The organism is Pseudarthrobacter sp. NPDC080039 (genome assembly GCF_040702335.1).
GTDB classification, from domain to species: Bacteria; Actinomycetota; Actinomycetes; order Actinomycetales; family Micrococcaceae; genus Arthrobacter; species Arthrobacter enclensis_A.
Window position 1 is genome coordinate 57751 of the sequence record NZ_JBFBKY010000004.1, and the last position, 19974, is coordinate 77724.

The 19974-nt window shown below is 65.5% G+C and carries 14 protein-coding genes and 2 tRNA genes; 6 read left to right on the forward strand and 10 right to left on the reverse strand.

All coding sequences use genetic code 11. The features are described 5' to 3' along the window. Positions 1–16 precede the first annotated feature (16 nt). From AB0313_RS06150 to ilvD, 9 genes are all read right to left on the reverse strand, one after another. A complete protein-coding gene (locus AB0313_RS06150) occupies positions 17–1069 on the reverse strand; it encodes a 3-isopropylmalate dehydrogenase (protein WP_141941967.1) in 1053 nt (350 codons plus the stop codon). A 90-nt stretch (positions 1070–1159) separates the two neighbouring features. Then, on the reverse strand, positions 1160–2716 hold the full coding sequence (gene metG, locus AB0313_RS06155; RefSeq protein ID WP_366304328.1) for a methionine--tRNA ligase: 1557 nt from the start codon (positions 2714–2716) through the stop codon (positions 1160–1162). Between the two features lie 35 nt (positions 2717–2751). After that, positions 2752–3507 carry an ATP-binding cassette domain-containing protein gene (locus AB0313_RS06160; protein WP_366304330.1) on the reverse strand — a complete coding sequence of 252 codons (756 nt, stop codon included), beginning with the start codon at positions 3505–3507 and terminating at the stop codon, positions 2752–2754. Continuing rightward, a complete protein-coding gene (locus tag AB0313_RS06165; protein ID WP_366304332.1) occupies positions 3504–6302 on the reverse strand; it encodes an ABC transporter permease in 2799 nt (932 codons plus the stop codon). The genes AB0313_RS06160 and AB0313_RS06165 overlap by 4 nt, the downstream gene beginning before the upstream one ends. A 217-nt stretch (positions 6303–6519) precedes the next feature. Beyond that, positions 6520–8109, reverse strand: coding sequence for a phosphoglycerate dehydrogenase (gene serA, locus AB0313_RS06170; protein ID WP_366304334.1), 1590 nt, complete (start codon positions 8107–8109; stop codon positions 6520–6522). Positions 8110–8232: 123 nt separating this feature from the next. Then, positions 8233–9258 carry a ketol-acid reductoisomerase gene (gene ilvC / locus AB0313_RS06175; protein WP_366304336.1) on the reverse strand — a complete coding sequence of 342 codons (1026 nt, stop codon included), beginning with the start codon at positions 9256–9258 and terminating at the stop codon, positions 8233–8235. An 83-nt stretch (positions 9259–9341) separates the two neighbouring features. Next, positions 9342–9854, reverse strand: a complete 513-nt coding sequence (gene ilvN / locus AB0313_RS06180; RefSeq protein WP_018768340.1) for an acetolactate synthase small subunit — start codon at positions 9852–9854, stop codon at positions 9342–9344. Between the two features lie 2 nt (positions 9855–9856). Beyond that, entirely contained in the window at positions 9857–11764 is a 1908-nt protein-coding gene (locus AB0313_RS06185) for an acetolactate synthase large subunit (RefSeq protein ID WP_141941978.1), read from the reverse strand. A 384-nt stretch (positions 11765–12148) separates the two neighbouring features. Beyond that, positions 12149–13870 carry a dihydroxy-acid dehydratase gene (gene ilvD, locus AB0313_RS06190; RefSeq protein ID WP_141941980.1) on the reverse strand — a complete coding sequence of 574 codons (1722 nt, stop codon included), beginning with the start codon at positions 13868–13870 and terminating at the stop codon, positions 12149–12151. Positions 13871–14129: 259 nt separating this feature from the next. On the opposite strand from ilvD, the gene AB0313_RS06195 reads away from it, so the two are divergent. Both AB0313_RS06195 and AB0313_RS06200 read left to right on the forward strand, forming a co-directional pair. Then, positions 14130–15269: a hypothetical protein gene (locus AB0313_RS06195; RefSeq protein ID WP_366304339.1), complete on the forward strand. Its 1140-nt coding sequence runs from the start codon at positions 14130–14132 to the stop codon at positions 15267–15269. A gap of 337 nt (positions 15270–15606) precedes the next feature. Then, a tRNA-Lys gene (locus AB0313_RS06200) sits at positions 15607–15682 on the forward strand. A gap of 276 nt (positions 15683–15958) precedes the next feature. On the opposite strand, the gene AB0313_RS06205 is transcribed toward AB0313_RS06200, so the two are convergent. After that, complete coding sequence (locus AB0313_RS06205; protein ID WP_307308785.1) at positions 15959–16417, reverse strand: MarR family transcriptional regulator; 459 nt, start codon at positions 16415–16417, stop codon at positions 15959–15961. A gap of 96 nt (positions 16418–16513) precedes the next feature. On the opposite strand from AB0313_RS06205, the gene bcp reads away from it, so the two are divergent. The 4 genes from bcp (at position 16514) to AB0313_RS06225 (ending at position 19912) form a co-directional block, all read left to right on the forward strand. Further along, on the forward strand, positions 16514–16987 hold the full coding sequence (bcp, locus tag AB0313_RS06210) for a thioredoxin-dependent thiol peroxidase (protein WP_141941984.1): 474 nt from the start codon (positions 16514–16516) through the stop codon (positions 16985–16987). 91 nt (positions 16988–17078) lie between these two features. Then, positions 17079–17160 (forward strand) — tRNA-Leu (locus tag AB0313_RS06215). Between the two features lie 228 nt (positions 17161–17388). Further along, positions 17389–18081 carry a fasciclin domain-containing protein gene (locus AB0313_RS06220; protein ID WP_366304341.1) on the forward strand — a complete coding sequence of 231 codons (693 nt, stop codon included), beginning with the start codon at positions 17389–17391 and terminating at the stop codon, positions 18079–18081. A 163-nt stretch (positions 18082–18244) separates the two neighbouring features. Further along, on the forward strand, positions 18245–19912 hold the full coding sequence (locus AB0313_RS06225) for an ABC transporter substrate-binding protein (protein ID WP_366304343.1): 1668 nt from the start codon (positions 18245–18247) through the stop codon (positions 19910–19912). Positions 19913–19974: the final 62 nt, after the last annotated feature.

Sequence of the window (19974 nt, forward strand, 5' to 3'; positions counted from 1 at the left end):
TGCCGGGGCAGTACAGCTAGAGGCCGGCGGCGATGGCGTCGCCGACGGCGCTGGTGCTGCGTGCCGTGCCGTCGCGCTTTTCGACGTCCGCAACAACGGCCGCTTCGATCCGGCGGGCGGCGTCGGCGTAGCCCAGGTGGTCCAGCAGGAGGGCTGCGGAAAGGATGGCCGCGGTGGGGTCTGCCTTGCCCTGCCCGGCGATGTCCGGCGCGGAGCCGTGGACCGGCTCGAACATGGAGGGTGCAGTCCGGTCCATGTTGATGTTGCCGGACGCTGCCAGGCCGATGCCGCCCGTGATGGCAGCGGCGAGGTCGGTGATGATGTCGCCGAACAGGTTGTCGGTCACGATCACGTCGAAACGGGACGGATCGGTGACCATGAAGATGGTGGCGGCGTCCACGTGCAGGTAGTCGTGGGTGACACCGGGGAATTCCTGGGCGACAGCTTCAACCGTGCGCTTCCACAAGTGCCCGGCGAAGACCAGGACATTGTGCTTGTGCACCAGGGTGACGTGCTTGCGTTCCCGGAGGCTGGCGCGGCGGAAGGCATCGCGGACCACGCGCTCCACGCCGTGGGCCGTGTTCAGGGACACTTCCGTGGCTACCTCGTGCGGGGTTCCCGCCCGCAGCGAACCGCCGTTGCCGACATACGGGCCCTCGGTTCCCTCGCGCACCACGATGAAGTCGATGGTTCCCGGGTTGGCCAGCGGGCTGCCCACCGTGCCGTAGAGCCGGGAAGGCCGCAGGTTGACGTAGTGGTCCAGGCTGAAGCGGAGCTTGAGGAGCAGCTCACGCTCGATGATTCCCGAAGGGATGCGCGTGTCGCCGGGAGCGGCGCCCACGGCACCAAAGAGGATGGCATCCCGGGTCTTCAGGTCTTCCAGGACGTGGTCCGGGAGGGTCTCCCCCGTGGCGAGCCAGTGCTCGGCACCGAGCTGGTAGTGCGTTTGCTTGAGCTCGGCACCCTCCGCGGCGACGGCCTTTTCCAGGACTTTGAGGGCCTCGGCAATAACTTCGGGGCCGATGCCGTCGCCGGGAATAACTGCAAGATCGATGGAGGATGCGCTCATGTTTTCAGCGTAGCCAAGACATCCATATGCTGGTCAAGCTGTCTCAGCTTTTGGACAGGAGCGCATCCGCCCTAGTTGGCAGGGGGTGGCTTACTCCGCCGGTTCCTCGAACTTGGGGAACACCGGAGCGGGCGCAGGCAAGGTTGTGCCGGCCACGATCGGCGTGGCGATGGCAGCAAACTGCCGGGCGTTGCCTTCCGGCTGGCCCAGGGCCTCCAGAAGCCTGGCCGTGGCGTTGGGCATGACGGGCTGGGCCAGGATGGCCACGATGCGCAGCACTTCAAGCGTCACGTACAGGACGGTATTCATGCGTTCGACGTCGGTCTTCCGCAGGACCCAGGGCGCCTGCTCCGCGAAGTAGGCGTTGGTATGGTGCAGCACGCCCCAGAGGGACTCCAGGGCCCGGCTGAATTCCTGCTTGTCGAAGGCGGCGCGGGCAGCATCCAGCAGCCCGTTGGCCTGGGCAAGAATGGCAGAGTCCGCCTCGGTGAAAGCACCTGGTACCGGCACCGCCCCTGCGCAGTTCTTGGCCACCATGGACAGGGAGCGCTGAGCCAGGTTGCCGAAGTTGTTCGCCAGGTCCGAGTTCATCCGGCCCACGATGGCCTCATGGTTGTAGCTGCCGTCCGCCCCGAACGGCACCTCGCGCAGGAAGAAGAAGCGCACCTGGTCCAGGCCGTACTGCGCAACGAAGTCCGCCGGCGCCACCACGTTGCCCAGGGACTTGGACATCTTGACCCCGTTGTTGTGCAGGAAGCCGTGGATCATTACCCGCTTGGGCAGCTCCAGTCCCGCGCTCATCAGGAAAGCCGGCCAATAGATGGCGTGGAAGCGGGAGATGTCCTTGCCGATGATGTGGAGGTCGGCAGGCCAGTACTTCCGGAACTTCTCCGACTCCGTGTCCGGATAGCCCACGCCGGTGAGGTAGTTGGTCAGCGCGTCCACCCACACGTACATGACGTGCTTGTCGTTGCCCGGGACCGGAACACCCCAGTCGAACGTGGTCCGGCTGATGGACAGGTCCTCCAGGCCGCGCTTGACGAAGCTGATGACCTCGTTGAACCTGTACTGCGGGGCGCCGAACTCCGGGTGGGATTCGTAGAGGGCCAGCAGCTTGTCCTGGTAGGCGGACAGCCGGAAGAAGTAGCTCTCCTCCGCCGTCCACGTCACCTCGGTGTCCGTCTCTTTCGAGTAGCGCACGCCGTCGTCCTTCACCACGGTCTCATCCTCGGCGTAGAACGCCTCGTCTCGCACGGAGTACCAGCCCTCGTATTTGTCGAGGTAGATATCGCCGTTGGCCTCCATTTTCTTCCAGATGGCCTGCGAGGCGGCGTAGTGGTCTGCGTCCGTGGTGCGGATGAACCGGTCGTAGCTGATGCCCAGGGCGGAGTGGGCCTCCTTGTAGACCGCGACGTTCCGGTCCACCAGTTCCTTGGGGGTGGTGCCTTCCTTCTCCGCCGTCTGGGCGATCTTCATGCCGTGCTCGTCCGTGCCGGTCAGGAACATCACGTCATAGCCGTCCAGCCGCTTGAAGCGGGCCATGGCGTCGGTGGCAATGTACTCATAGGCATGCCCGATGTGCGGCACGCCGTTGGGGTAGGTGATGGCCGTGGTGATGTAGAACGGCGTTTTCTCTGGAGCAGTCACGGTGCGGACGGTTACCTTCGGTGCGATGGAGTGGGCTAGATCAGTTCTGTCAGGGTATCGCTCAGGCGGACCAGCTCGTGGTCGTGCGAGGCCACCAGGACGGCGATGCCGTCGGACGTGGTGTCCTTCAGGATGCTGATGATGCGGTTGGCGGAGGCACGGTCCAGGGAGGCGGTGGGCTCATCCACCACCAGCACCCTGGTGCCCAGGATCAGAGCGCGGGCGATTGCCACACGCTGGCGTTCGCCGCCGGACAGCTGTGCGGGACGGTGCCGCATGCGCCGGCCCAGGCCCACCAGGTCCAGCAGGTCCTTGGCCATGTCGCGCCGCTGGTCCACCTCGCCGTCGGGGACGGCGGGCAGGAGGACGTTTTCGAGGGCGCTCATGCCGTCAATCAGGGCACCGCCCTGGTCCACGTAGCCGATGAGGGCACGACGGCGGTCGGCGATTTCGTCGTCGCCCATGCTTTCGAGGGAATCACCTTCCCAGAAAACGCGGCCGGACGTCGGCAGGGTGAGTCCCGCGCCGACAGTCAAAATGCTGGTCTTTCCGGAGCCGCTTCGGCCGGCGACGCAGTGCATCTCGCCTGCGTGCAGGGTCAGGTCGAAGCCTTCCACCACGCTGACGGCCTCGGCCCCGCCTTTACCGCCGCCGTAACGGATGGTGATGTCGCGCATTTCCAGCGGGGTGGCGTGGTCGGCCGACTTGACGATGGTGTTGGCCCGGGTCTGCAGGTGGACCTCGTTGGAGCCGCTCCTGCGGCTGCGCTGGACGTTCGTCGGGTTTGTCATTGGACCACTTTCGTTGCAATCGGTATCCAGCAAATTACAGCCACCAGCCCCGCGGCGGCAGCCCAGATGGCTGCGTAGGGTGCCAGCAGCAGGCCGATGCCCAGGGCGCCCAGCACGCCCAGCGGCAGGGCCACGGCTCCCACCAGTGCGTTTTCGAAGAACCGCACCTGGCGGAGCATGTCGGGGTTCCAGCCCATGGCCTGGAGGATGCCCAGGTACTGCCGCTTGGCGTTGAGTTCGAAGCGGCCGGTCACCAGCGTGAGCACCAGTCCCACGGTCACCCCGGCAAGCGCCAGCAGGATGCTGGGCAGCGTTACGCTGGCCGCGGCCAGGCCGCTCAGGGCACTGGCGCCGGCTGCCCGCGGGATGTCGATGAGGAGGGCGATCAGCCCGCCCACGGCGGCACCGAAGACGCCGACGGCGACGGCCAGCGACAGCGTGTTGAACTTGTTGGTGCTCAGCTGGCGGTTGGCGAAGGTGAGCGGGGAATCGACCTGGATGAGCCGTTCGTCATGCTGCGGTTCCTGGTCGATCTCGTCGCGGTGGCGCAGCTGACGGGCGGCGAACAGGGCCGCGCCGCAGTACAGGACCAGGACCGCAACGCACACCAGGGCCGTGGCAATGCTCCAGCTCAGCAGGCTCAGCACCAGGCCTGCGGCAGCGAGCAGCACCGCACCGACGCCGAATTCCTCAAGCACCCAGCTGCGGATCCGCCGCTGGGTCCAGCCCATGGCGCGAAGGGTGCCTGCCTCCCTGCGGCGCTTGCGGATATAGCTCACCGTCGAGGCACCCGTCAGGAGGGCCGCTCCGCACAGCGTCAGGAAGAGCAGGGTGATGTTGGTTCCGGACAGCGCTCCGGTGACTGCTTCCGCGGCGTTTTGGCGCACCCAGGACTGCTGGACGGTGCCCAGCGGCGATTCCTTGCCGGCGTCGTCCTTGGAGTAGCCGGGCACGAAAATACTGGTGTCCTCGCGGGCTGAGCCGGCCACCACGGTGGCGTCCAGGCCCATGTCCCGGATCTCTGCGGCGAGCTTCTCCACCTCGGGCTGGGCGTCCTTCCAGCTGCCGGGCGCCTTGGCGCGGACACGGATGGCGTCGATGACCGCAGCGTTCTGCTTGTAGCCGCGGGCGGCGGCGAGTCCGTAGTAGTCGGTGATGGCACCGGCGGACTGGCTGGCCAGTCCCGTGGCGCTGAGCGACGGCTTAAGCTGTGCGGACGGAACGTCCTTGCCGGACGCGTCCTTGACCAGGGTGAAGGGCGTGGGATCGTAGCCACCCAGCGGGAGCTTGTTGACGTCGCCCGAGGCTGCCGCGACGGCAGCGGGGTCGAAGGTGCCGTAGACCATGGGCAGCGGCTGCGCGGCCTGCTGCTGGCCGGTGGAAAGGTTGTCCCGGTAGGACCGCTCGTCCACGGGATCGCGCTGGGTCTGGTCGACGGGAGCACCGTTGGCGGCCTTGTCCGGCAGGCGGTTGACGGTGACCCAGTCGCCGGGCACCGCGGTCTTGTCCACGGCGCCGTTGGCGGCGGTTCCGCCATCCGTGTACTTGGGGGCGCCGGCAAAGTCAGTGCTCCATTTGGCGGGCGTGTAAAGGCCCGGGTTGAAGTTTCCGTTGCTGCCCAGCAGGGACGAGTGGTCCGTTGAACCGGGCCACGACAATACGAAGGGATCCTTGGAAACGAAAGGCAGGTAATCCTTGCCCAGCGACTTGGAGACGGTGCCGACGTCCTTGACCACCTTGCCGGCGTCGTCAATTTCCTCGATCTTGACGTTGTACTTCAGGTCCAGCGAGGTGCCGGAGCGCACGATCAGCGGAACGGCCTGCGAGCCGCTGGTCAGCTGGCCGCTGCTCTTGGCCTGCTGGTACTGGGTCATCAGGGGCGCCCAGTACTTGAGCTTGACGCCCAGGAAGTCGGGTCCTTCCTTCAGCTGGTCCATGCTGATGCCGCTGCTGAACAGCCCCTGCAGGTAGCGGCCCACGGCGCCGGCGTCGCGCGCGTCGGCGGGCGGTGCCTTCTCCAGCGGAGCCAGGAAGTCACCCGCCGAGCCCAACAGGGCACGTTCTGCCGCGGGGTCTACGGCCACGACCGACTCCGTGACCTCAGGTGCGAGCGGCAGTGCGACGGAAAGGTTGAAGAGGTTGTGCTCGGAGCCGCCGGCGGGGGCGGGGAACTGGATGCCGGTCTCCCCCGCAGGCGGGGCGATGCGGATGCTGGTGCCACCCTGCGTCTTTTCCTCCACGAGCCGGGCTTTACCGAGGGTGCCCTCAGCGGTGGTCTTGAACAGGGTCTGCTCCGACTTCCCGTCCGAGCTGACGGCACTGGCAGTGAGCCGGTACTTCTTGGCGGTGTCCGTCAGCACGGATTCGGGCGCGGGCCACTTGTCCGGCGCCGTGGCACCGGCGGCCTGGTCCGCCGTGGAGGCGCCGGCCAGCCCTGCGTTGTAGCCGAGGTAGTCCATGGCGTCCAGCCGGGGTGTTTCCAGGTTCTGGGTGACGCGGGAGACCAGGCTGATAGGGGCGGCGACGGAGGTCCCTGAAAGCTTCCGGATGGAGTCCAGCTGGTCGAAGCCGATGCCGCCGGCCCCGTTGGCGATCTCCGGCTGCAGGAGCGCCCCGGAGGGCGCCTTGGCCTGGACCAGGATGTCGTAGAGCCCCCTCGAATTCTCATCAACCGTCCGGTTGAGCGCAGCCTGCGACTGGCTTTGGACGAGGACCGACAAGCACATGGCTGCGATCAAGATGGCCGCGGTCAACAGCAGCACCCTGCTTCTGATGAACCTCTGGACGGCGTTCATGGAACTCCCTGAAACCTGGATTGCGTGCGCGCACCTCCATCCGCCCGGGCAGACGTGGAGCATGGCGGACGGATGTGCAAAGGGTATTGGCCGGCCTGCCGGCTACGGTCCTGAATCAGGACCAAGCCATTGTAAGCAGACCGGCCAATCATACGTGGCTCCGCCCGGAGATGCCCCGGCGAAGGTGCGGTTTCGGCGTTTCGGCCGGTGTGTCGCGTTAGTCTTCCAGGTCCACTTCGCGGACCATTTCGGCGCCGATGCCGGCCTTGATGGCATCCAGCACCTGCTGCGGAACGGAGCTGTCGATGGTCAGCAGGGCGAGCACCTGGCCGCCTTCGTTGGAGCGGGCAACCTGCATTCCGGCAATGTTGATGTTGTTCATGCCGAGGATGTGTCCGATGGTTCCGATGACGCCGGGCCGGTCCGTGTAGGCAACCACCACGAGGTGCTCGCTGATGGGAATTTCAACTTCGAACCCGTTGATGCCCACGAGCTTTTCGATCTGCTTGGGGCCGGTCAGGGTGCCGGACACCGAGATCTGGCTGCCGTCGCTGAGGGCGCCGCGCAGGGTCAGGACGTTGCGGTAGGACTCAGTCTCAGGGGTGGTGATGAGGCGGACGTTGATCCCGCGCTGCTCGGCAATGACCGGGGCGTTGACGTAGGAGACCTGCTCGGTGACGACGTCGGCGAAAATTCCCTTGAGAGCTGCAAGTTCGAGCACCTTGACGTCGAGGGAGGAGATTTCGCCGGCCACTTCCACATCGAACTGGGTCAGGGATGCGTGGGTCAGCGCGGTGAAGATGCGGCCCAGCTTTTCGATCAGCGGGATGCCCGGCCGGACGTCTGGGGCAATGACGCCGCCGGCAACGTTGACGGCGTCCGGCACCAGTTCGCCGGCGAGGGCCAGGCGGACCGACTTGGCAACGGAAACACCGGCCTTCTCCTGGGCTTCATCCGTGGAGGCACCCAGGTGCGGGGTGACCACCACGTTGTCGAGCTTGAAGAACGGCAGGTCGGTGCTGGGTTCCTTGGCGAAGACGTCCACGCCGGCGCCGGCGATTTCGCCGTCCTGCAGGGCCGTGAAGAGCGCTTCTTCGTCAACGAGGCCGCCGCGGGCCACGTTGACCACGTAGGCGGTGTTCTTCATCTTCCGGAAGGCGTCCGCGCCAAGCATGCCCACGGTCTCGGGGGTCTTGGGCATGTGGATGGTGATGAAGTCGGACTGGGCCAGGAGCTCGTCCAGGGTGACCAGCTGCACGCCCAGCTGGGCGGCGCGGGCGGAGGTGATGTAGGGATCGTAGGCCAGGATCTTGGTGTCGAAGCCCTTGAGGCGGGCGGCAACCAGGGCGCCGATGCGGCCCAGGCCGATGATGCCGATCTTCTTTTCGAACAGTTCGATGCCGGTGTACTTGGAGCGCTTCCATTCGCCGTCCTTGAGGGCGGCGCTGGCCTGCGGGATGTGGCGGGCCAGGCTGAGGATGTGGCCCACGGTGAGTTCCGCGGCGGACACGATGTTGGACGTGGGGGCGTTGACCACCATCACGCCGGCCTGGGTGGCGGCCTTGATGTCAACGTTGTCCAGGCCAACGCCGGCGCGGGCTATGACCTTCAGGTTCTTGGCCGCGGCGATCGCTTCGGCGTCCACCTGGGTGGCGGAGCGGACCAGGATGGCATCCACGTCGCTGATCGTCGAGAGCAGCTGGGAACGGTCGGCGCCGTCGGTCTGGCGGATTTCGAAGTCCGGGCCAAGGGCCTCGACGGTGGCGGGGGAAAGTTCTTCGGCGAGCAGTACTACGGGTTTTGACACGGCTGATCCTCTGCGTTGCAGTCCTGGGGATGAAACAAGTCTAGGCCGACGGAAAGGCCGGGCTCACATTGTTAAGTGTGAACCCGGCCTCACCGTTGGGTCTGAATGGTGGCGAAGGCAGCCTTAGCGGGCTGCGGAGCCTTCCACGTAGTCCACGTCCTGCTGCTGCCAGGAGAACAGGGCGCGCAGCTCGCGGCCAACAGCCTCGATGGGGTGCTGCTCTGCCTTGGCGCGCAGTTCCTTGAACTCCACGCCGCCGTTGTCCTGGTCCTCGATGAAGCGCTTGGCGAATGCACCGGACTGGATGTCGGCCAGGACGGCCTTCATGTTTTCCTTCACCTCGGGGGTGATGACGCGCGGACCGGAGACGTAGTCGCCGTACTCGGCGGTGTCGGAAACGCTCCAGCGCTGCTTGGCGATGCCGCCCTCCCACATGAGGTCGACGATGAGCTTGAGCTCGTGCAGCACCTCGAAGTAGGCGATCTGCGGCTGGTAGCCGGCCTCGGTCAGGGTCTCGAAGCCGTACTGGATCAGCTGGGAGACGCCGCCGCAAAGGACTGCCTGCTCGCCGAAGAGGTCCGTTTCGGTCTCTTCGGTGAAGGTGGTCTTGATGACGCCGGCGCGGGTGCCGCCGATGGCCTTGGCGTAGGACTTGGCCAGCTCCCACGCGTTGCCGGACGCGTCCTGCTCGACTGCAATGATGTCCGGGATGCCGCGGCCGGCTTCGAACTCGCGGCGAACGGTGTGGCCCGGCGCCTTCGGGGCCACCAGGATGACGTCAACGCCCTCCGGTGCCTGGATGTAGCCGAAGCGGATGTTGAAGCCGTGCGCGAAGGCAAGGGCCTTGCCCGGGGTCAGCTTGTCCTTGATGGAGTCGTTGTAGATCGCGCGCTGGTGCTGGTCCGGTGCCAGGATCATGATGACGTCGGCCCATTCGGCGGCGTCGGCAACGTTCTTGACCGTGAAGCCTGCATCCTCTGCCTTGGCGGCCGACTTGGAGCCGTCCTTCAGGGCGATGACGACCTCGACGCCGGAATCGCGCAGGTTGAGTGCGTGGGCGTGGCCCTGGGACCCGTAGCCAACGATGGCAACCTTGCGGCCCTGGATGATCGACAGGTCGGCGTCGTCGTCGTAGAACATTTCAGTCACTTGCGTAACTCCTCTTGAGTGTTGTGTAGGTAGTGGTCTTGCGGTGCTGCGGTTACGGGCGCGGTCCCGCCATGGCTGGACGCCTAGGCGGAGCGGAGCGCCCGGTCACTCATGGAGCGGGATCCCCGTCCAACGGCCAGGGTGCCGGACTGCACAATTTCGCGGATGCCGAAGGGCTCCAGCACTGAGAGCAGTGCCGTGAGCTTTTCGGGGTGGCCGGTGGCCTCAATGACGACGGAGTCGGTGGACACGTCAACCACTGAGGCACGGAACAGGTCTGCGGCCTGGGTTACCTGCAGGCGTGTTGCGGCATCCGCACGTACCTTGACCAGGATGTGGTCGCGCTGTACGGAAGATTCTGGGGTGAGCTCAACGATCTTGATCACGTTGATCAGCTTGTTGAGCTGCTTGGTGACCTGCTCGATGAGGTCGCCGTCGGCGTCGACCACCACCGTCATGCGGGACACGCCCGGCACTTCGGTGGGGCCAACGGCCAGGGAGTTGATGTTGAAGGCGCGGCGGGCGAAGAGGCTGGCCACGCGGGTCAGGACGCCGGGCTTGTCCTCTACCAGGACAGAGAGTGTGTGGCGGCTCATGCTCAGTCTTCCTCTTCCCATTCCGGGGTCATGTTGCGGGCAACCTGGATCTGGTCGTTGCTCACGCCGGCGGGCACCATCGGCCACACCATGGAGTTGGGGCTCACCACGAAGTCGATGACCACGGGGCGGTCGTTGATCTCGAGGGCCTTCTGGATGGTGGCGTCGATGTCCTCCTCGCGTTCTACGCGGAAGGACGCGCAGCCGTAGGCCTCCCCCAGCTTAACGAAGTCCGGGATGCGGACGGTGTCATGGCCGGTGTTGAGGTCGGTGTTGGAGTAGCGGCCCTCGTAGAAGAGGGTCTGCCACTGCCGCACCATGCCCAGGGAGGAGTTGTTGATGACAGCAACCTTGATGGGGATGTTGTTGATGGCGCAGGTGGCCAGTTCCTGGTTGGTCATCTGGAAGCAGCCGTCACCGTCGATGGCCCAGACAACACGGTCCGGCTCCCCTACCTTGGCACCCATGGCGGCCGGGACGGCATAGCCCATGGTGCCGGCGCCGCCGGAGTTCAGCCACGCGTGGGGGCGCTCGTACTTGATGAACTGGGCGGCCCACATCTGGTGCTGGCCGACGCCGGCCACGTACACGCCTTCGGGTCCGGTCAGTTCACCAATCCGCTTGATGACCTTCTGGGGGGCGATCAGGCCATCGTCCGGCTCCGTCCAGCCCAGCGGGTAGGTTTCCTTGAGGTTGTTCAGGAACGCCCACCAGGTGGTCAGGTCCGGGGCTCCGGTGGCCTCGAACTGGCTGCGCACGGCCTCGGTCAACTCAGGGATGATCTCCTTGACGGACCCGACGATGGGTACGTCGGCGGTGCGGTTCTTGGAAATTTCGGCGGGATCGATATCGGCGTGGATCACCTTGGCGTTTGGCGCGAAGGTCTTCAGCACACCGGTGACGCGGTCGTCGAAACGGGCGCCGAGAGTGATCAGCAGATCAGACTGCTGCAGGGCCGTGACGGCGGAAACGCTGCCGTGCATGCCGGGCATGCCCACGTGCTGCGGATGCGAGTCGGGGAACGCGCCCTTGGCCATCAGGGTGGTCACCACAGGGGCTCCGGTTGCCTCGGCGAGGGCAAACAGTTCGGCCGAGGCGTGGGCCTTGACCACACCGCCGCCCACGTACAGCACGGGTTTGGTGGAGGCGGCAATGAGCTTGGCGGCCTCCCGCACCTGCTTGTTGTGTCCGCGCGTGACCGGCCGGTAGCCGGGCAGGTCGATCTTCGGCGGCCAGGAGAAGGTCATCTGTCCCACCTGGGCGTCCTTGGCCACGTCCACCAGCACGGGACCGGGGCGCCCCGTGGAAGCCAGGTGGAAGGCCTCGGCCATGACGTGCGGGATGTCGTTGGGGTCGGTCACCAGGAAGGAATGCTTGGTGATGGGCATCGTGATGCCCACGATGTCGGCTTCCTGGAAGGCGTCGGTGCCGATCACGCCGCTGGATACCTGGCCGGTGATGGCCACCAGGGGCACGGAGTCCATGTGGGCATCCATGATGGCGGTAACGAGGTTGGTGGCGCCGGGGCCCGAGGTGGCGATGCAGACGCCCACCCGGCCGGTGACCATGGCGTAGCCTTGCGCGGCGTGGCCGGCTCCCTGTTCGTGACGGACCAGCACGTGGTTCATGGTGGAGGCCATCAAGGGGTCGTAGGTGGGCAGGATCGCGCCACCAGGCAAACCGAAAATATCGTCGACGCCGAGTTCTTCGAGCGAGCGGACGATTGCTTGCGAGCCGGTCATCACCGTCGGGGGTACGACGTTGTTCGGCCCAAGGACAGGAGAGACGGCGGCAAGGTCGGCGACGACGGCGGCATGGTCAGCCGTCCGGTCGGCGCGTTCCGGAGCCTTGGCGGCTCCAGCGGACTTGGTGGCCATCAGCGAGGGGCTGATGGGCGATCCTTTGCTCATCGGACTCTTCCTTGTGGATCTTCTCTGGTTTTGGAACTGGTTTGGAACGGTGGGAATAAAAAAACCCCTCGGCCTGGCGGCTGGTGAGGGGTTTGCGCGTGACGGTTCGTTACCAGGGGGGCTAATGTGCCACGCGCTTGGTAAGGACGACGACTACGGTGCCGGCGGTAACGAAGGTCATGCGTTCAGTTTTCCCTCTTGGCAAGATGGGTGTCAACGAGCAACAACCCTATCTCACCATGTGGACCCCATTGTCCACCAACTGATCCCATCAGCATGGGATCTTTTCCTCAGCGGCCCACCCTGGCCCGGAAGGGCTTAATAAGGCTGACGCCGAGAGGCCCCTTTCGTGCGGCGCTCAGCGCCGCACGAAAGGGGAAGGCGTCAGCCGGTGTAAGCGCCGGTTGACGCGCTGTGGACCAGCTTGGCGTACTTCGCCAGGACACCCTTGGTGTATCTCGCAGGCAGCGGCTCCCAGCCCACCTTCCGGGACTCGAGTTCCGCTTCGTCCACCAGCAGATCGAAGGTGCGCGCGGCGATGTCCACACGGATGCGGTCGCCGTCCTTGACGAAGGCGATGGGGCCGCCGTCGACCGCTTCCGGCGCGACGTGGCCGATGCAAAGGCCGGTTGTCCCGCCGGAGAACCGGCCGTCGGTGAGGAGCAGGACGTCCTTGCCCAGCCCGGCACCCTTGATGGCACCGGTGATGGCCAGCATTTCCCGCATGCCCGGCCCGCCTTTGGGGCCTTCGTAGCGGATGACGACGACGTCTCCCGCCTTGATCCGGCCATTGTCCAGCGCGTCGAGGGCGCCCTGTTCACGCTCAAAGACGCGGGCGGTGCCTTCGAAGACGTCGGCGTCGAATCCGGCGCTCTTGACCACAGCCCCCTCGGGAGCCATGGAGCCGTGCAGGATGGTGATGCCGCCGGTCTTGTGGATCGGATTGTCCAGGGCGCGCAGGATCTTGCCGTCAACATCCGGCGGATTGATCGCCTCGAGGTTTTCCGCGACTGTCCTGCCCGTCACGGTGAGGCAGTCGCCGTGCAGCAGGCCGGCGTCGAGCAGTGCCTTCATGATCACCGGCACGCCGCCGATCCGGTCGACGTCGGTCATCACGTAGCGGCCAAAGGGCTTCAGGTCCCCCAGGTGCGGGATTTTGTCGCCGATGCGGTTGAAGTCGTCAAGGGTGAGCTCCACCTCGGCTTCGCGTGCGATGGCCAGCAGGTGCAGGACCGCGTTGGTGGAACCACCGAAGGCCATGGTGACGGCAATGGCGTTCTCAAAGGCCTTCTTGGTCATGATGTCCCGGGCAGTGATGCCCAGGCGCAGGAGATTGACCACGGCTTCGCCGGACTTCCGTGCGAACTCATCACGACGGCGGTCTGCCGAGGGCGGGGCGGCGGAGCCGGGGAGGGACATGCCCAGGGCCTCGCCGATGCAGGCCATCGTGTTGGCCGTGTACATGCCGCCGCAGGCGCCTTCACCCGGGCAGATCGCTTTTTCGATTCGGGTCAGGTCCTCCATGCTCATCCTGCCCGCGGCGCAGGCGCCCACGGCCTCGAAGGCATCGATCAGGGTGACTTCCTTCTCCGAGCCGTCCTCGAGCTTGACCCAGCCGGGCATGATGGAGCCGGCATAGAGGAAGACGCTGGCAAGGTCCAGGCGCGCGGCGGCCATGAGCATGCCGGGCAGGGACTTGTCACAGCCGGCCAGCAGGACGGATCCATCGATGCGCTCGGCCTGCATGACCGTTTCGACCGAGTCGGCGATGACCTCGCGGGAAACCAGGGAGAAGTGCATGCCTTCGTGGCCCATGGAGATGCCGTCGGACACGGAGATGGTGCCGAACTGCATGGGGAAGCCGCCGCCTGCGTGGACGCCTTCCTTTGCGCCCTGTGCAAGGCGGTTCAGTGACAGGTTGCAGGGAGTGATTTCGTTCCAGGAGCTCGCAACACCCACCTGGGGCTTGGCGAAGTCGTCATCGCCCATGCCGACCGCGCGGAACATGCCGCGGGCAGGTGCGGCGTGGATCCCGTCGGTGACAACGCGGCTGCGCGGCTTGATGTCAGGTTTGTTCCCACTGGCGGCGGTCCGGCTCTCACTCATAGGGGAAAGTCTAGGGCTCCCAGTGTGGCGGACACGACAGCCCTGCACGCATTAAGTCCAACTGCCGCATATGACCGGCCCTAGGGTCGAGCCGCGCACGGAGTTTGGGACGCCTGAAGTCCTTCAATTACCCCCTGTCCTCCGGAAACCACGCCTGGAGGCACCTTCTGCACGGCCCGACTGTCTCTCTGGACAGCGGTGGTGGCCCGACGTAGCGTCAGGGACAGGACACCCATCCACCGTTACCGAAGGGCTTGCCATGGACATTCTTTTTTGGATCATCCTCATTGTTGTCGTCGCCGTAATCATCTGGTGGTTGCTGAACCGCAGCAAGGCAGCCAACGCGCCCGGCCCGTCTGACGCAGCACGGACTCATACAGCACGTCCAGAGCCGGCCCGCCCCGGCGGAGCGTTGGGCGGCGGCAGCGCCGCGGCGTCCGCGGAGGCTGTGGGCACCACCGGCATCCCGACGGCGGCGGGATTCGGCAAGTCAGCCGAACCTTCGGCGCCGGCCACGGCCGACGAGCCTGCGGAATCCTCCGCCACTTCGGACGGCGGGGCGCGTGCAGCTTCCGCAGCCGGAGCGGCCGTGCAGGGAGCTTCCGACGCCGGCATGGATCATGGGGAACGAGGCCACCAGGACCAGGCCGGCGGGGCCGACCAGGCAGCGGACCAGGCGGAGTGGGAAACCCAGTGGTCGGAGGCAGGAGCCGGGCCGCGGTCAGGTTCCTCCGCCACAGCCGGCGCGGCAACGCCATCGGAGGCTCCGGAAGCGGCAACTCTGCCGCCGGCCTCCCAGCACGCAGTGGCCGCCGGAGGAACACCGACAGCCCGACCTGTCCACCACGACGAATACACGGCACCGCACGCTCCTACGCTTCCCGGCGCCGAAACCGCCGCCGTCGAAAGCGTGGACGACGCCCGGACTGCCGGTGCTGGACAATCCGCCGGAGAGCCAGCCCGGTCGACGGCGGACAGCCATGAGGCAGCGGTCCAGCAGGAGACGGCGGCACCGACAGAGGCCCGGAGTGACGCGGGAACGGCCGAAACGCTGGAGCGGGCGCAGTCCTCCGCGCTGGTCGAGAACGGGGCGGACCACCGCCGGCCCTCCGGGCAGGAGCAGGGCATCGGGCACGGGCTCGGTACGGCAGAGGGAACGGCCGTCACCGAGCCCGGCGGCCACCTGGCGGCCGACGAGCCGTACGGGGCAGGGTCAGCCGCCCCTGGCCCCGACGGGAGCGGACCGGCTGACTACACCGTCAAGGGCGACGCAGCCGCGATGGTGTACTACGAGGAAGGACACCCGGATTACGAGCAGACCCGCGCGGAAGTCTGGTTTGAATCCACTGCGCACGCCGAGGCCGCCGGCTTCCGCGCGCCGCGCCGCAAGAGGCTCTAGCAGCAGGAAGAAGGCCCGCTGGCGCCGCCTCGCTGGGCGCCGCCGTGGCGAGCGCTATGGGCAGTGCCCTTTTCCTGGAAATGGCATGGGCAACCTGTGGCCCATTTCACAGCCATGGATGGGTGGGGACGGTACGCAAATTCGTGCTCCGATGGGACGGCCATGGCTCCTGACGAACAGCGAAAACCTTGATTTTTCGCGGTTTTTGGGCCCTTCTCCTTGAGTCCGGGCCTGCCGGCTCCGCCGATTTCACTTGCACCAAAAGTTCGTGTAGAGTTTCATGTCGTTGCGGAGATCAACGGGAAAGAAAAAGCCCGGAGATGGAAGCAAAGAAGATGCACCTCTAGCTCAATTGGCAGAGCAATTGACTCTTAATCAATGGGTTCCGGGTTCAAGTCCCGGGGGGTGCACCACTGGGAAAACAGCCTCCGGCTTGTGAAAACAAGTCGGGGGCTGTTTTGTTTCCCCCTGCGCCTCCTCGAGTGCTCCCCGTCTTCGCGGCCCCGGAACCGCCCCCCGTCATCGATTGCTGCGTAGATGCCGTTTAGACGCCCCTAAACGGCATCTACGGAGCAATCGATGGTGTACGGGCAGGTGAACGACGGCGGACGGTGCGGCGGGCACAAAAAAGCGCGGACCCGGTTGGACCGGGCCCGCGCTTTCACTTAGTTGGTGTATTGCACTGCCAGCTACTTGGCTGCGTTGTCCAGCAGCGCTCCGGCGTTACTTGGCGTGGTGGAGAACTGGCTGGCAAGTTCGCGCACGACGGCCTTGAGTTCCTGGCGCAGCAGTTCAGGGTCGATTGACGCCGAGGCCAGCACCGACCGCTCCATCTCCACGGCCTGAGCGACCGCCTCCTTGCCCTGCTCGGTGAGCGAGACTACGTGGCTCCTCCGGTCCGACGTGCTGCGCACCCGGGCGATGTGGCCGTGGGCTTCAAGCCGGCTGAGCGTCTTGCCCATGGTCTGGGCCTGGACGCGCACGTACTGGGCGAGCTGGGCCTGCGTCATGGGTCCCTGCGCCGCAAGGACTTCGATGGCGATGACACCGGCGTGGGTGAGTCCAATGGCGCCGAGTTTCTCGTTCCATGAGTGTTCAACCAGGCGCGCAGCAGTGGACAGGAGGCGCCCTGTGGGCCAGTGATCCATATCAGGCATAGCAGCAAGTATAGCCAAACGCCGATTAGCACTCGGTCCACCCGCTTACTAGGCTGTTGTGTCCCGCCCGCAACAAGGAGAAAAACAATGGCTGAAAGACTCGTTACCGGCGACAAAGCACCCGCTTTCACACTGCAGGATTCCACCGGCAAGGACGTCACCCTGGCCCCCCGGCCCGGGCGCTCCACCATCGTTTACTTCTACCCCGCCGCCGCCACTCCCGGCTGCACCAAAGAAGCGTGCGACTTCCGGGACAGCCTTGCCTCCCTGCAGGCCTCCGGCTACGACGTCCTTGGCATCTCCCCCGACCCCGTGGGGAAGCTCGCGAAATTCGCCGAAAAGGAATCCCTGACGTTCCCGCTGCTCTCCGATGCCGACCACGCGGTGGCCGAGGCCTACGGCGCATGGGGGGAAAAGAAGAACTACGGCAAGACCTACGAGGGCCTGATCAGGTCCACCATCGTGGTGGACCCCGACGGCAACGTGGCGGTGGCCCAGTACAACGTCCGCGCCACCGGCCACGTGGCCAAGTTGCGGCGGGACCTCAACCTGGACGCCTGACCCGTCGAGCGGCTGCCCCGGCCACCGTCAGGGCGACGCTACAATGGAACCTGGCATCCGGCGTCGTCCTTCCGGCGATCCCCGGCGCCTTGCGCGAGTGGTGAAATTGGCAGACACGCAGGATTTAGGTTCCTGTGCCTTCGGGCGTGGGGGTTCAAGTCCCCCCTTGCGCACCTGGCGAATCCCCCGGCTCCGGCCGGGGGATTCCTGCTTTAAGCAAAGCCGTCCCGGCGCGGTTCATGCCCCGAATCGAAAAACTCCAAAGATCGACCCATCCGCAGCCGGCTACCGGGCGAATAGCCATTGAGACACCAGCCAAGGGTTGGTGCTTACCGAAAAGGCAGACTGCACGCCGCGCACACCATCCGGGCGGCAGGCAAACGATCCAAGGAGAACTGAAAATGCAGACCATTAAGCGCACCACTTTCACCGTCGCAGGCGTTGCAGCGGCCGCTCTGCTCAGCCTCACCGCCTGCGGTGGTTCGGGCAGCACCGCAGGATCGTCGGCGTCGTCGGCGCCCATGTCATCGGCCCCCAGCACCAGCATGGCGTCCCCGTCCGCAAGTGCTTCGGCCAGCTCGTCGGCAGGCATGATGGATCCGGCTGCAAACCTGGTAGGCCCGGGCTGCGCCGCCTATGCCAAGCAGGTTCCCACCGGCGCCGGTTCGGTGCAGGGCATGGCGCTTGACCCGGTAGCCGTGGCAGCCTCCAACAACCCGAACCTGACCACCCTGACCGCTGCCGTTTCCGGCAAGCTCAACCCCAAGGTCAACCTGGTGGACACCCTCAACGGTGGCGAGTTCACGGTCTTCGCACCGGTGGATGACGCTTTCAAGAAGATTGATCCCGCCACCATCGATACCCTCAAGACCGACGATGCCCTCCTGAGCAAGATCCTGACCTACCACGTAGTGCCCGGCCAGATCACTCCGGACAAGATCGCCGGAACGCACGCAACGGTTGAAGGCGGTTCCGTGACCGTGACCGGCAGCGGCAACAACCTCAAGGTGGACAACGCGAACGTCATCTGCGGCGGCGTCAAGACCAAGAACGCAACCGTGTACCTGGTCGACTCGGTCCTCATGCCCAAGTAAGCCCTTTCAAGGCCCCCCCAAGCAGAGCCGGGTCCGCTGGCAACCAGCGGACCCGGCTTTCGGCGCGCCAGTCGCCGCCCAGGGGCCAGCTCCATTTCCCGTCCTCTAGACTGGTCCCGGCCCGCAAGAGGCGGAGCCGGCAGCATCCAGAGGTGATAATCGAGTGCCCAGCAGTACATCGCGGCGGACGGTCATAAAAGCCGGCGCCGTCCTCATGGCGCTGGGCATGACATCGTGCACAGGGGTCCCGTCCCCCTCCCCCACACCCGGAACACCCAGTTCCCCACCCGCTGAACCCGACGCCACCTTCAATTTCGGTACCGCCGCCCAGCCCCTTGGACTGGACCCCGCGCTGTCCAATGACGTGGAATCCCAGCGCATCACGCGGCAAATCCTCGAAGGCCTGGTGGGCGTGGACCAGACCACCGGCAAACCCACTCCTCTCCTGGCCACCGAATGGAAAGACTCCAACGAGGGCAGGACCTATACGTTCAAGCTCCGCACGGGCGTCACCTTCCAGGACGGCACCCCGTTCAACGCCGATGCCGTCTGCACCAACTTCAACCGTTGGTTCGCTTTCTCCCCCGAGCTCCGCAAGCAGGCACCGGGCAGCTCCTTCAAAGGGGTTTTCAAGGCGCACTCGGACGAGCCGGGCCTGTCCATTTTCAAAAGCTGCACCGCCGTGGCCCCCGACACCGTGCAGATCGACCTCACCCAGCGCTTCACCGCGTTCCTCCAGGCCCTGACCCTGCCCGCCTTCGCAATCGCGTCCCCCGCCGCCCTGGCCGCCGGAAAGGCAGACGTCCTGGACCAGACCAAGGGCGGCCAGGCCATGTCCTTGTTCGCCACACACCCTGTAGGGACCGGCCCCTTCACCCTGGCGGCTTGGGGCAGCGACAGCGTCACCTTGTCCAGCAACAAGACCTACTGGGGTGACCGCGGCCAGATCGCCACCATCAATTTCCTTGCCTACAACCAGCCCCAGACACGGCTGCAGGCGCTGCTGGACGGCAAGATCGACGGATATGACGCCGTGACCGTGGGGAATTTCGACCAACTGGTAAAGCGCGGCAAGCAGATTGTGCAGCGCGACCCGTTCTCAGTGATGTATCTCGGGATGAACCAGGACATCCCCATCCTCCAAAACCAGAAGATCCGGCAGGCGGTGGAGCTTGCGGTCGACAAGGAAACCCTGATCCGGAAATTCTTCATCGACAACACCGCCAAGGCCACGCAGTTTGTCCCGCCCAAGATCAGCGGCTTCAACAACGATGCCCCCGAACTGGGGCACGACCCGGCAAAGGCCAAGGAATACCTGAAGGACGGTGGCTACGCAGGCGAGGAACTGAAGTTCTACTACCCCCTGAACGTCACCCGGCCTTACCTGCCCACGCCGGAAAAGGTCTATGCCGAACTCAGCCGCCAGCTCGTCGCCGTCGGCTTCAACATCAAGCCGGTGCCGGTGGACTGGTCTGACGGCTACCTCCAGAAGGTCAAGACCCCCGGCGACCACGCCTTCCACATCCTTGGCTGGAACGGTTCCTATTCGGACGCGGACAACTTCGTGGGCCCGCTCTTCGGGGAGAAAAACGGCGAGTTCGGATACCAGGACCCGCAGGTATTTTCGAAGATCAACCGTGCCCGGAGCCTGCCCGATGGCAAGGAGCGGGATGACCTCTATCACACCATCAACGTGCAGATCGCCGCTACCGTACCGGCAGTTCCCATCGCATTTCCCATCTCGGCGCTTGCCCTGTCGGACAGGGTGCTGAGCTACCCGGCGTCACCGGTCTTAAATGAAGTTTTTACCAAGGTCCAGCTAAAGCCTTGACGGGCTGGCCCAATTTCAGTATGTGGGCTGCCCGGGGATATTCTGTGACAGCCAGAGCCGCT